This window comes from Daejeonella sp. JGW-45, from assembly GCF_029360805.1.
Classification (GTDB): Bacteria; Bacteroidota; Bacteroidia; order Sphingobacteriales; family Sphingobacteriaceae; genus Daejeonella.
This window is the reverse complement of sequence record NZ_JARKNC010000003.1, coordinates 264,725-277,920: the sequence shown is the minus strand read 5'-3', so window position 1 is coordinate 277,920 and position 13,196 is coordinate 264,725. Positions and strand designations below refer to the sequence as shown.

Annotated in this window: 10 protein-coding genes; all 10 read left to right on the top strand. The window is 45.3% G+C overall.

Features of this window, described 5'->3' with window-relative positions:
- Window positions 1–141 precede the first annotated feature (141 nt).
- The 10 genes from P2W76_RS06750 (at window position 142) to P2W76_RS06705 (ending at window position 13,190) form a co-directional block, all read left to right on the top strand.
- Complete coding sequence (locus P2W76_RS06750) at window positions 142–1,074, top strand: SMP-30/gluconolactonase/LRE family protein (protein ID WP_276346884.1); 933 nt, start codon at window positions 142–144, stop codon at window positions 1,072–1,074.
- A 22-nt stretch (window positions 1,075–1,096) separates the two neighbouring features.
- A complete protein-coding gene (locus tag P2W76_RS06745; RefSeq protein ID WP_276346883.1) occupies window positions 1,097–1,564 on the top strand; it encodes a RidA family protein in 468 nt (155 codons plus the stop codon).
- Between the two features lie 179 nt (window positions 1,565–1,743).
- Window positions 1,744–2,208, top strand: coding sequence for a cytochrome c (locus P2W76_RS06740; protein ID WP_276346882.1), 465 nt, complete (start codon window positions 1,744–1,746; stop codon window positions 2,206–2,208).
- Window positions 2,209–2,221: 13 nt separating this feature from the next.
- Window positions 2,222–3,670: a PQQ-dependent sugar dehydrogenase gene (locus P2W76_RS06735; RefSeq protein WP_276346881.1), complete on the top strand. Its 1,449-nt coding sequence runs from the start codon at window positions 2,222–2,224 to the stop codon at window positions 3,668–3,670.
- Between the two features lie 118 nt (window positions 3,671–3,788).
- The gene (locus tag P2W76_RS06730) at window positions 3,789–4,715 is read left to right on the top strand and encodes an RraA family protein (protein ID WP_276346880.1); all 927 of its coding nucleotides are present in this window, start codon (window positions 3,789–3,791) and stop codon (window positions 4,713–4,715) included.
- A 35-nt stretch (window positions 4,716–4,750) separates the two neighbouring features.
- Window positions 4,751–5,869: a bile acid:sodium symporter family protein gene (locus tag P2W76_RS06725; RefSeq protein WP_276346878.1), complete on the top strand. Its 1,119-nt coding sequence runs from the start codon at window positions 4,751–4,753 to the stop codon at window positions 5,867–5,869.
- Window positions 5,870–5,897: 28 nt separating this feature from the next.
- Window positions 5,898–6,404, top strand: a complete 507-nt coding sequence (locus tag P2W76_RS06720) for a nuclear transport factor 2 family protein (RefSeq protein WP_276346877.1) — start codon at window positions 5,898–5,900, stop codon at window positions 6,402–6,404.
- Window positions 6,405–6,589: 185 nt separating this feature from the next.
- Window positions 6,590–7,537, top strand: a complete 948-nt coding sequence (locus P2W76_RS06715) for a hypothetical protein (RefSeq protein ID WP_276346876.1) — start codon at window positions 6,590–6,592, stop codon at window positions 7,535–7,537.
- Window positions 7,538–7,631: 94 nt separating this feature from the next.
- Window positions 7,632–9,065, top strand: coding sequence for a protein phosphatase 2C domain-containing protein (locus P2W76_RS06710; protein ID WP_276346875.1), 1,434 nt, complete (start codon window positions 7,632–7,634; stop codon window positions 9,063–9,065).
- Between the two features lie 3 nt (window positions 9,066–9,068).
- A complete protein-coding gene (locus P2W76_RS06705; RefSeq protein ID WP_276346873.1) occupies window positions 9,069–13,190 on the top strand; it encodes an FtsW/RodA/SpoVE family cell cycle protein in 4,122 nt (1,373 codons plus the stop codon).
- The last annotated feature ends 6 nt before the right edge of the window (window positions 13,191–13,196 follow it).

Below are 13,196 nucleotides of genomic sequence, written 5' to 3'. Positions count from 1 at the left end.
CGTTTCCAATGAAAAAAGTGTAACATAATTACTATGGAATTGCTCATGACATCTAAGAGTCATATATTGCGTTAAAATATATATAAACTGGCTTTTTACGCCTGTTTTTTAAAAGTATTTTATTCTCTGATGACCGTGAAAATGAACCGTTTTCTACAGAACAGACTGTCAGCTAAGGCTGCCGGTTTAGCACTTGGCTTGTTACCTCTTTTTGTGGCATGCCAGGCACAAATCCCAAAATCTGAAATGTTTAAATCATCAACGTTTACGCCTGAGAAGAGCTTTCCGAAGGGCGTTGAAGGGCCTGCAGTTAGTGCTGCCGGCACGGTCTACGCGGTTAATTTCGGTGGCCCGGGTACAATCGGTCAGGTGACGCCTGAAGGTAAGGCGAGTTTATTTGTGGAATTACCGGCAGGGAGTATCGGAAACGGCATTCGCTTCGACAGCAAAGGCGATATGCTAATTGCTGATTATACGAAACACAATATCCTTAAGGTTAATATGCAAACCAAGGAAATCACCGTTTTTGCGCATAACGCCAATATGAGCCAGCCTAATGATATTGCGATCGATAATAAAGACAGGCTATATGCAAGCGACCCAAACTGGAAAGCTGGTAATGGCCGGATCTGGCGTATTGACACCAATGGCTCGTCTGTATTGCTTGACAGCATGGGGACTGCAAACGGGATCGAGGTGAGCCCTGATAATAAATTGCTTTATGTAAACGAGTCTGTTCAGCGTAAGGTATGGGTTTACGACCTCTCCCCGGAAGGAAATGTAAGCAATAAGCGTTTATTTCATGAATTCGCGGATTTCGGTATGGACGGAATGAGGTGCGATATTGACGGAAACCTGTACATCTCAAGACATGGTAAAGGTACGGTTGCAAAGCTCTCGCCAGAAGGAAAGCTCGTACAGGAAATTACTCTGATAGGCAAATTGGCAAGTAATGTAGCTTTTGGCGGACCTGATGGCCGCACGATGTACGTTACTTTGCAGGATAAGGGCAACCTTGAGAGTTTCCGGGTTGACAGGCCGGGCCGCGAATGGGCAATGCAAAAGAAGAAATAATCAACAACCAACAAATAAGAAAATGAAAACACAAAGAAGATCAGTATTAAAAAAGTTATTTGCCTCTGTTGTGGGTGTTACAGGCCTTGGAGCGGTGGCTAATGCAAAAGTTCTTGATTCCGCTCCGGAAAAGGTAGCCGGAAACATCACTGACTATGCCGGCCAGCAATTATTTGCCGGTCATACGATTCATAACGGCTTGGTTTACATCGCAGGAAAGGGTGCTCATACCGATCCATTCGATATCAAGTCTCATACGGAGATAGTTTTGAAAGAGCTTGAAAAGGAGCTTATAAGAGCCGGTTCATCAATGCAGAAGGTTTTAAAAGTAACGGTATATCTTAATGATATTGCTGATTACAAGGGCATGAACGAGGTTTACAAAGGCCGTTTCGGAGCAAAACCACCGGTTCGTACAACTGTAGCTGTCGCTAAAGGCGGTGTACCGGGCGATTCGCTGGTAGAGATGGACGCCATCGCTTATATCTAATAAAAAACAGAGCCGAAGTATCGGTTTTACAGTTTAAGGTTACGGCTGTTGTGATTTTTCACTATGCTGTAACCTTCTTACAAATTTTTTACTGCTTCCCGGTTCGGGACAATCATCAATTAGCTTACAATGCATGATTTAGACGGATTCCGGCTAAGCTATTGGTAAATAATATTCAAATGAAGAAGATAAGATTTTACGGGGTTCTGATGTTAGGTACTGTGGGTATTTTTATATTATCCGCTTCAACAAACTATAACAATGCAAATTCCCAGGCTGGTTATTCACCAGATTTAGCAGACACTGTAGCGCAGGAACCATTCAAGGCGCCGGCCTGGGCCGACACAATTAAAAACCCAATTGGTACCTCTGCTGAAATTATTTCCAGGGGAGAGGAATTATATAATTTATATTGTTTTGCCTGCCATGGAGAAACCGGCTACGGTGACGGAGCTGCGGGTGGCGCTATGGGAGTGAAGCCGGCAAATTTCCACGATCCGAAATTTATAAAGCAAAAGGACGGTGCTATATTCTGGAAACTAACGAATGGAAAAGGTAACATGCCCCCTTTTAAGGAAATTCTGAAGGAGGAGCAAAGATGGGAACTGATAGCTTACCTGAAGGAATTTGGAAAACAACAATAATTTATACACTTACATGATACGCTCGTTAATACGATATTCTCTCGCCATCCCGGCGATCTTAATCCCTTTGGTGTCATCGGCCCAGGATACTCCCGTAAGGACAGCAAGGCGTCCGGCGGTTGAGACAACCCCCGTGGCCCTGAGGCAGGATATAAAAGTGGAAAAATATATGACCGTCGGTGCTAAAGCTGTTCGTTTACTCGTACACCCGCTCACCGGCGATTTTTTTTATACCACCTTTGATGGTGGGGTTTTTAAAGTTAATACCTCGGGCGGAAACCCGGTGCCGGAGCAGGTACTAAGCGCTGCGGATCATGGTATTGGCCGCCTGCAGGGGGCCATTTTTTCGGGTAACAACCTGTTCTTGTGCGGCAACGTGAGTGTTAATAACGGTAAGGGAAATAAGGGCAGGATGGTACGGTACAATATAAAACCATCCGGTAAGCCTGAAATGACCGTTGTTTTTAATACAGTAGAATACGGAACAAACGCCACTACGTTCGATCACGGCTGGAATGCACTTGAGGTGAGCCCGGATGGAAAATATATCTATGCCAATACCGGTGCAAGAACAGATCATGGAGAGGTGCAGGACAACAGGGGAGCATATCCAAATGCCCGCGACAATGCGTTGACTGCTAAGATTTTCAGAATTCCGGCGGATGCAAAAGATCTGGAATTACAGGATGACCTGGCGAAGCTTAAGGCCGGAGGATTTATCTATGCGGAAGGCATAAGAAATGCCTATGATATTGCTTTTGATGCCTCTGACAAGTTGTTCGCTGTAGTTAACTCATCGGATTATGACCATAATGAAGACATGTTTTGGGTCCGCGAAGGACATCATTATGGTTTTCCATGGGTAATGGGCGGGATTGAAAATCCTCAGCAGTATCCCGACTGGAAGCCAAACCCGGACACAGATCCTTTCATTCCAAGAAGTGCGCATGCCTGGGCGGTTAAATATTTTCGTACTGATCCGGAGTTCCCTAAAATCCCTGAAGGGGTTAAATTTACAGCAGGTATCCAGAACGTAGGACCTGACGCAAATGAATACCGTGGGCATACCGGGAAGGTACTCGATGGTGATAATACAGGTGTGACTACCAGTACGTTCACTCCGCACAGCTCACCCCTGGGTTTGGTATTTGACCGTAAGGGTGCCCTTAGCGGGGAATTTAAAGGCAGTGGTTTTGTTCTGAGAAATTCGCTTGGTGCCAGGTCAAGTATGATGAAGCCTTTTACTGATCAGGGCAGGGATCTCCTGCATCTGCAGATGACTTACAATCCTCTGGCAGATAATTACCTGGTTAAGACAACAAGGATAGTTGATACTTTTAATAACCCGACGGACGCGGTTCTTGTGGGGAATGAATTGTATATCATTGAATATGGAAATGTGCAGGGCAGTATCTGGAAATTGACGCTCCCGGGTAAAGCTGCTTCAAAGAAGAGAAGATAGATCTTTGTTGCCAAAGCAGTCAGCCGGTACGTTTAACCTATGGAGTTCAGGGCAGGATCTGTGAAATGGTATTTTGTCGAATAAAATTTGTTTATTTATAATGTTAAATAGTAATGTAATGAGAATTAAGAATGTCTTTTTACTTTCAATTATCTCTTGCTTCTTAAGTACAGGATATTTGTCTGCACAAACAATATCGAAGGAGGAGTTAATTTTTCTTACCTCAGAATGGAAAGGCGAAAGGTTTGCTGATGGCAGACCCAAAATAGCTGATAATCTTCTCGAAAGAGCGAAAAAGATCGGCATCGATGATGCGTGGACAGTATTAAAAAACCTGGGTTATACCAACCAGTTTGAATTGGGCTGGAAAACAGTAAACGATCTTCCGGTAAGCGGCAGAGCCATGACGGCCATGTTTATGCCTACCCGCCCTGATATTGAAAAGAACATCAAAGACCGGGGTGCAAAACAAGGCCGTACCGGGAATACAAACGCATGGCCTATAGATGTCCTGACAAAAGGAGATATTTATGTAGCGGATGGATTCGGAAAGATAGGAGGGGGGACCCTTATGGGAAGCACCCTTGCCACATCGATCTTTACAAAGTCCGGTAACGGGGTGGTCTTCGACGGTGCTGCGCGTGATGTACAGGGCTTAGCCGAAATTAAGGGGTTTAATGCCTTCGTCCGTGACTTTCATCCTTCATTCCTGGAAGACATGGTGCTGATGGGCCTCAATACGCCAATTCGTATCGGTAAGGTTATGGTTCTTCCGGGCGACCTGGTGATTGGCGGCCGGATCGGGGTGCTTTTCGTACCTTCTCACTTAGCCGAACAGGTGGTAGCTACCGCAGAATTTGTTACATTGAAAGACAAATTCGGGTTTGAAGTGATCAAAGCTGGCCGTTATACCACCGGTCAGGTCGACAGCCAGTGGACTGACGCAATTAAGGTGGACTTTCTTAAATGGCTTGCACAACATCCTGAGGAAGGCAAAATGACCCGTGCCGAACTGGATGTGTTGATGAGTAAAAGAACCTGGTAATAAACAAGAATATAAACAACCTAAACCCTTAAACTTTGACACAATCTATTTACAAAATCGCATTGGGGCTTGCAGCCCTGTTGCTGCTGGTCGCCCTCGGGATGATCTTTATGGGAAATCTGGCCTTGGCAGGGCCGCTATTGGTAGCCTTTTTCCTGGCCCTGGCCGTCGGCTTCCGTGGCTACGACAGCATGAAAGGATTCGTCTATACGACGGTTATCTTTGCGGCGGTTACTATGGCATTATATTATCCTCAGTACTTTCTGACTGTGGGCGATTTTAAATTGACCTTACTCATCACTCCGCTTATCCAGATCATCATGTTTGGAATGGGAACATCGATGAGCGCCAAGGACTTCGTAGCTGTAATCAAAACGCCGAGAGGGGTTCTGATAGGTGTCACTGCCCAGTTCATGATCATGCCTGGTATGGGTTACCTGCTGGCTACCTTAACCAACTTTCCGCCGGAAATCGCTGCGGGAATTGTACTGATAGGATGTTCTCCAAGCGGGCTTGCGTCAAATGTAATGTCCTATCTTGCAAAAGCTAACCTAGCCTTGTCGATCACGATTACCTCGATAGCTACGCTTTTGGCACCGATTCTCACACCGGCTTTGATGAAGTTACTTGCCGGGGAGTTCATTGAAATAGATATGCTTGCCATGATGTGGGATATAGCTAAGATGATCATTATTCCTATCGGGCTTGGTCTGATCTTAAACAAGCTTTTAAGCGGCAGGTCCAAAATACTTAACGATATAATGCCTTTAATATCAATGGCCGGAATTGCATTGATCATTGTGGTTATTACGGCTGCAGGCCGGGATAGCTTGCTTGCTATCGGTGCGATATTGTTGTTAGTGGTTTTGGCTCATAATATTTTTGGATATACACTAGGATACTGGTTTGCACGCCTGTTTAATATGCCCGAACGTGATGCCCGGACCGTTGCAATCGAAGTGGGTATGCAAAACGGCGGATTGGCATCGGCAATTGCGAATTCACTGGGTAAGATAGCCACTATGGGTTTAGCGGCTGGTATCTTCGGCCCGCTAATGAACATAACAGGATCTATTCTTGCATCATACTGGCACAAAAGACCGCCTGCAGGCTATGTAGCTCCTGAAACTGAAGAGGTAGTGCGCTCTCACTAATTTTTACAAACCCAAACTGAAGAATAATATGAGAAATGTCAAAAATAGTTTTGTGCTGATTGCCCTATTAGCAGTCGTAGCCTGCGGTCAAACAGAAAGTACCAGTCAAACCGGGGCTGATACAACGGCTGTAGCGGCTACAGCCACAGCCACTCCGGAAGATGAACAGGCTGTGGCGACTGCAGTTGACAGCCTGAACAAAAGTATAGTAAATCCCGAAAAGAGTCGACTCGAGAACATTGCTTCTGATGCTTTATCCTATGGCCATTCTGGGGGTAAGGTTCAGAATAAGGCCGAGTTTGTTGATGATCTGATTAACGGGCCCTTTGACTTTCAGTCCGTAGACGCCGCTGATCAGACAATCGCGGTAAGTGGGGATAACGCTATTGTACGTCATACTTTTATCGCAAAAGCAACTAATGCCGGAGCTCCGACCGATATTAAGATCGGCATTCTCCTTGTTTTGCGTAAGGAAAACGGCGACTGGAAACTGCTCGCAAGGCAGGCCTTCAAACTTCCTGACCCCGTGAAGTAATCACTATTGAAATTATGAAAATGCGCGGAGACCCTGCGCATTTTTTATTTGTATTCTACCCTTAAGACAGTGCCCGGAAATTTACTGTTCGACATGGATGGAATTCTGAACCTTGGTTAAAACATTTAGTAGGTTTTCGGGGTTGTATGGACATTAAACCTTACATAATCTTAAAGCTCTTAAACATGAAGTCCGAAGCCAATTTTTGGAAACGTATTGGTATTCAAAGCTGGTTTCTAAATGATACTGGTATTACATCGGCCAAACCTAAAACCCTCACTCCGAATGAGGTGTACAGGTATATCATAGAAAAATTCAGGGAATCTATTTCGACACTGTCTTTTGCCGAGCGTGTTGTTTTCTATCATGAGTATATTATTTGCTTCAACCCCGACGATTATAAGGGGTTTATGGAGAATAAAAGAGGGATCTTCGGACTTATCGTCCAGGAGGCCGTTAAGAAGTTTTATGAGATCTTAACCCAGTCGAAAACTGATCTGCGGGTAGTCGAGCCATCAAGCAATAAATGGGTGTTCCGCTTTGTTTCGCACCCTGAATATGAGAAGGGTGATATGGGCTTCATAGGCAGGCTTCTTCCAGGCACCACACATAAGGACGAAAGCTTACGGGTAACTTTTATCCCCCGGCAAACCGGCCTGGCTCAAACCTTTGATATTAACCAGGAGAACCTTAAAGGTTTTACATTTTATAGCGAAGGCTATTATGAAGTTCCATACATAAACGAGCTCATTCCGGAGGGATCGGGTTTAAATGATGTCAGAAATATTCCGATCGCGCGGTTTGAAACCATTCTTCCTGATAAGGCCTATACAGGGCAGAAGGTTGAGTATATCATGACTGATGAAGAGATCGTTGTTTCAGGATCAGATGAATCCCGTGACAAGAGCAATATTTTCAAGATCCCATCGGAGTGGGTTGATACTCCCCATCTTTCTATAAAGCACAATAAGTCGGATTCTAAGTTTTACGTTAGTTCCTACGGTGAAAAAACTGTCGTTAACGAACAGGTAATAACGAAAAGTGATATCAACGCGCCCGTCTGGACGGAATTGCCAATAAATTCGAAGATGATACTTAACGGTATCATTGGTATAAATATTTTTAAGCCATAGATCATGTCTCACGTTTTATCCTTTGTGCTTCTTGTTATGTGTGTAATTCTTATGATAGCACATTTTATGGATATCAAAAACACCTATAAAAAGAATGGCGAATAATTTTTTCGGGCTTACAGACACAGGTAGGGTTCGCGGGAACAATGAGGATGCATTTATTGTCCAGCTATCAGCCGACGGTGAATATATACTGGCTGCCGCTATAGATGGTGTAGGCGGATATTCCGGCGGTGAAATAGCGGCAGCGCTGGCACGGGAAACTATCATCGATCAGCTGGCTAAACCAGGCGGCAACATAATTTCGATGATGGCAGAAGCGCTGCTAAAAGCAAATGAGAAGATCTACCAGGAGAAGATCGAGGTGAGGGAACATGAGAGTATGGCTTGTGTGCTAACGCTGGCGGTTGTTGACGTGAAAAATAATGAATTTCATTATATCCACGTGGGAGACACAAGGCTATACCTTCTCCGGGATGGGTCTCTTATAAAAGTAACTAAAGACCAGTCTTTCGTAGGCTATCTTGAGGACAGCGGAAGGCTGACTGAGGAAGCAGCAATGAGCCACCCTAAACGAAATGAGATCAACAAGGCACTGGGTTTTAACACCGGCCTGGAAAATGATATCGACTATTTCGAAACAGGCAGCTCCCCGTTCCTTCCCGGTGATATGATCCTTTTATGCAGCGACGGCTTAACTGACCTGGTACCCCGGAAAGACATTACACAGATCTTGTCAAGCGATTCGGGAATTGAGGTGATGGCGCAGGAACTAATAGATGATGCGAATTCAAAGGGGGGGAAAGATAATATTACAGTTGTTTTAGTGAAGAACGACAGACCAGTTCAGCAACAGGCTGTTAATCCGGTGCCTGCTTCAAAAAAAAAAGTCCTGACGCCTGCAGTGCCGAAACGGGATCAGGATGACGAACCCGATGTCGTTTCAGAAGATGCAAAATCGGAAGCAGGGAAAAATGGAACACCATTAAGTATTTGGTTAATAATACTTTGTGCTGCTTTATCTTTAGTGATAATCTATATTCTGTTTTTACATCCCAAAACACAAATATCTGTTCCGGAGAAAGTCGTCATCGCGGATACCGCTGAGAGTTCTTCAGAGCAGCTATTCTACCAGGCACTCAATTCCGGAACGAGTGACACTCTTGTCTTGAACGACTCCAGTTTCAGACAGCCTATTATTTTAACCCGCAGTATTAATATCAACAGGGATACCCTGTATATCCTTGCGAGAGGTAAAATAGCATTTCAGCCAGATTCTGTTTTTGCCGGACCGGCTTTCCGGATTCCTGCAAGCGCGAAAAATATAGTTCTAAACGGGATGATAATTGATGGCTTTGAAGTGGGGATTGAATCTCAGACGAAGAACTTAAAGTTAATAGGTATCCAGTTTCTGGACTGTCCTGTACCTGTACGTTACCAATTTGGAAACACCCCCGACAGGTTTATGAACGGAAGTTTAAAAGAAATTTTCCTTAAAGCTGATTCCTTACAAACCATTCAGCCATAGTATATGCCCGAAACACAAGCACATTCAGCTAGCAGAAAGTTTGAACGGATATTTCTCGTCCTCTTATCGGTGGCGTTCGGTCTTTTATTTTTTAGCCTGCATCAGGTACTTGAACGCGATTTTGAAGATGTGAAAACGCGGATTTCGGATGGGAGTATGGTTAATCTTAATTCAGACAAAACAGCAGAACGGATTCAAAAGCTCATGCTAAGGGGATATTATTTCGAAGATAAAAAGGATATCGATCTGATACGTTCTGTTGTTGAAAATGCTAGCCGCGACCTTGGTGTGATAGATAATATTGGAGAATTGAATAAGCGAAGATTTTTTGTTAACGCACAGGAGGCGGATGTCAGGGGAGGTAAAAGCTTTAAAATGAGAGCCCGCGCATCGCGTTCGCTATTGGGTTTTACGGGAGATGATTCCCTGCGGTACGATCAGGAAACATCCCGTCCGCCGTCTTTGCCCTCGTCGACAGACCTTAAGTCAGGTCAATTCGACATTAATGGAAAAATTAAAGATAAGGACGGAGAATTAATTCCGGGGGTGCTTGTCAGGCTGATAATGATCCTGCCGCAGGACAGCGTTTATAGTGACCAGGTTGCTGAGATAGACCGGAGATACCAGGAGAGCGCAAATGGATACACTAAAACCTTTCTGACAAACGAAAAGGGAAGCAAACAGCTTGAATCATTAACTGCTTATGTACGTACCGGTGCACAGGGCGAGTTTACATTCCGAAATCTTCCGGATAACAAAGCATACCAGGTCTTGCCACTAAAACCAGGCTTCCAATTCGGATCGTCGCAGGGAGTTCAGGAACTGGCGTCGGATATTGACCTCACATTTACGCAAAATATTCACACTATTCGCTTATTTCCTACGCGGGATTTTAACATTCTGAAAAAGGAAAAGGCGCTTATTGTAAGGACACCTGAAGAGTTTACAAAATGGTTTTGGATCATCGGGGGAGGATTCATTGCAGGGTTTCTTATGGTCCATGTCATACTAAGCATAAGATTTCCTCAGGCAGATCAGTTGTTGCTGCCGGTATTGATGTTCCTGACCGGGATCTCGCTTGTGACGCTGCTCAGTCTGCAGGACCCCTTGCGCGACCGCTTTCTTGCCAAGGATACCCTGTTTTATTTATTCGCCGGATTAATGGTTTTATGCATCCTGCAATTCATCAACTTCCGCAAGCTAAACCCCGATTCCAGGTTTTATAGATTGTTCTTTTTCAGGTCCAACAGAAAGGCAGCGAATGGCTGGCCATGGGCCGTATTGTCTATTGCGTTATTGGCGTTAATGATCGTTTTTGGTACGGGGCCGGAAGGAAGCGGAGTGAAGGTTAATTTATTTGGAATACAACCGAGTGAAATAGTGAAATTCGGCATTATCCTTTTTCTGGCTGGTTTCTTTGCTGCCAACGAAAAATTTATCTCCGAATACCGCACTTACAGGAAGCGCTGGTCGTTCTTCTCTTTCGCCTTAGGCGCGATCCTGGTTTCGATCCTGCTTTTCCTGGTACTCGGGGATCTGGGACCTGCAATGGTGATCTGTTTCACTTTTATCATCCTGTTTTCTTTTTCCAGGGGCGACTTTATGTTTATGGTTGCCGCTGTAATTCTGTATGTGTTCACAGTATGGCTGTTACGTAGTTTATGGTTGGCCACCCTGGTAACCGTTACTATACTAGCCCTGGCAATGGTATTTAAGCGAAAGCAACTTAGCGAGTCGGCAGTGATGGCTATTCTGGTCATCTCAGGGTTTTTACTTATTGATCAAATCCCCGGCCTGGACAAGCTTTTCCCCGGGCCGGTTCAACGCCTTGTTGAGCGGAAGGCTATCTGGAACGATGCCTGGAATAATGAGGTCTACGGCGGCGACCATGTAGCTAACGGGATATGGGCAATGTCAGCAGGTGGAATCGGTGGTCAGGGAATAGGTGAGGGCTTCGCCAAGAATATTCCTGAGGCTCACACCGATATGGTCCTGCCGGCGCTGGGCGAAGAGTTTGGCCTTGCCGGTATAGTTTGCATCTGTATACTTTTCCTGATCTATTTGCACCGGGCAATATTAATTGGCCGCCAAACGGGAACTCCTTTCCTGTTCTATTTAAGCGCGGGCATAGGTATAAGCACGTTTGTTCAATTCCTTTTAATTGCCGCCGGCTCCACCGGCGCGCTGCCATTGTCAGGCGTTTCATTACCCCTGGTGAGTTACGGCGGATCCTCTCTTCTGGCTAATATTGCAGCTGCAGGATTCCTGTTATCGGCTTCAAAGATAAAAGGTACGGAGGTACAACTGAATTACATAAGCAAACAGCAGGATAGGAATCTTATCCCCGCCCTGGCTGCAGCTTTTACAGGCGTTATCTTACTTATATTTAACATCGCCTCGTACCTGGTAAATAATGAAAAATGGGTTGTCCAGCCATCTTTGGTGGCAGACCGGAGCGGAGCCAGGATGTTTAGTTATAATCCCAGGATAAATATACTGATGAACAAGCTGCAGGCCGGTTCTTTATATGATCGTAACGGACTCATTTTAGTCACCAGCAATGCGGATTTGATAAAAAAGCAAAAAGGTCGTTTAGCCGCCGCAGGAGCAAAGGACTATGATCTGGATTCGGCAATTCATAAGCGTGTAGACAGATACTATCCTTATGAAGAGCAGATGTTTTTTTGGACGGGCGACGCAAATACCGGCATTTTTACTGGCAGTACTAATGGATATTTTGCTGAATACGAACACGCGGCAGAACTTCGCGGATTCAATACCCCGGTAATTAAATTTAATACAATTGCCAGCAGGTACAGGGAGGACAGGTTTTTGCCAAGGGGAGTGAAGGAAATGACAGTCACTAAGAAAGATTACAGGGAGCTCGCACCCTTATTGCTCGCGGGTATCAATAGCCGGAAAGTTGAAGAATTTAAATTGCGGAACAGAGATTTAATGCTGACGCTTGACGCCGGACTGCAAGCAGATCTCCAGCGGTCCATAGCAAAGGACGACTCGCTTAAAGACAACCGTGTTTCAGTTGTGATCATCGAGGATTCAACGGGAGATGTGCTTACTTCGGCGGTTTACCCCTTGCCTCCTGTTAAAGACTGGGACCGGATGATCATGACCGCGGCCGAGCAGAATAAACTGGCTGACTGGATGACAACATCAGATCTCGGCTTCACTTATGCAACACAACCCGGCTCAACGGCTAAAATCCTGACAGCGATGGCTGCTTTTAATAAACTCGGCCCTGCAGCTGCCGATAAAAAGTTCCAGGTCAGTTCTTTTGAGAGGATCCGGACTAAGGGATTGGAACCTGACGAGACAGGTCTGATAGGTATGGAACGCGCTATAGTTAATTCAAACAACGTATATTTTATCAAGCTTGCAAATGAAGAACAGCTTCAGGAAAATATGGTTGATCTTTATCTGAAAACAGGAATGTTTTTGAGAGGGGTGGGGGGATACTATTACTCGAAAGGCGCAGATAACGCTGCCCAGGAAAATAAATGGCGTGAGCTGTGGCGAAGAACGGAATTTGATACCCGCCCCAGGTATGATCCTAATAATATCAGGAGGACACGGGCAAAAGGCATATCCGGCATGGCATGGGGCCAGGGAGAGCTGATTGCAAGTCCGGCTGCGGTAGCACGCCTCGTATCCGCTGTTTCTAACCATGGCAAGCTGACCGAGCACCGGTATGTATTGAGATCGGGCGACAGGGATATTCCGGTGAACCCCGGTATTCAGCTAACCAGTCCGGAAAATGCGGCTTTGCTCAAACAATATATGATCCGGCAGAGCGCGAACAAAACGACGCGGCTTGGAGCTGTTGTCGGTGGTAAAAGTGGTACGCCGGAGCGAATCTGGAAGGGCAACAGGATCAATGACGGCTGGTATGCATTCTTTGTGCCCAGGGCTTCAGGGAACGGTAATCTGGTAGTTTGTATCCGGATTGAGTCAACCAAAGGATCAAGCGATGCTGTTAAGCTCGCCGGACAGCATGTAATCCCCTTATTGTTAAGATCAAAATATATAAAAGGGATTAGCGTTCCTGTACAGAATAAGCCCGAGGCCGCCAGAGACACCGCCTCTGTTGAAGTACCGGAAGTAATGTAATTGGCG

Excerpts from the sequence above, each read along its gene's own strand:
- P2W76_RS06745 (WP_276346883.1), top strand. The coding sequence starts at position 1,097 with ATGAAAACACAAAGAAGATCAGTATTAAAAAAGTTATTTGCCTCTGTT.
- P2W76_RS06735 (WP_276346881.1), top strand. The coding sequence starts at position 2,222 with ATGATACGCTCGTTAATACGATATTCTCTCGCCATCCCGGCGATCTTA.
- P2W76_RS06750 (WP_276346884.1), top strand. The coding sequence starts at position 142 with ATGAACCGTTTTCTACAGAACAGACTGTCAGCTAAGGCTGCCGGTTTA.
- P2W76_RS06730 (WP_276346880.1), top strand. The coding sequence starts at position 3,789 with ATGAGAATTAAGAATGTCTTTTTACTTTCAATTATCTCTTGCTTCTTA.
- P2W76_RS06715 (WP_276346876.1), top strand. The coding sequence starts at position 6,590 with ATGAAGTCCGAAGCCAATTTTTGGAAACGTATTGGTATTCAAAGCTGG.
- P2W76_RS06710 (WP_276346875.1), top strand. The coding sequence starts at position 7,632 with ATGGCGAATAATTTTTTCGGGCTTACAGACACAGGTAGGGTTCGCGGG.
- P2W76_RS06740 (WP_276346882.1), top strand. The coding sequence starts at position 1,744 with ATGAAGAAGATAAGATTTTACGGGGTTCTGATGTTAGGTACTGTGGGT.
- P2W76_RS06720 (WP_276346877.1), top strand. The coding sequence starts at position 5,898 with ATGAGAAATGTCAAAAATAGTTTTGTGCTGATTGCCCTATTAGCAGTC.
- P2W76_RS06705 (WP_276346873.1), top strand. The coding sequence starts at position 9,069 with ATGCCCGAAACACAAGCACATTCAGCTAGCAGAAAGTTTGAACGGATA.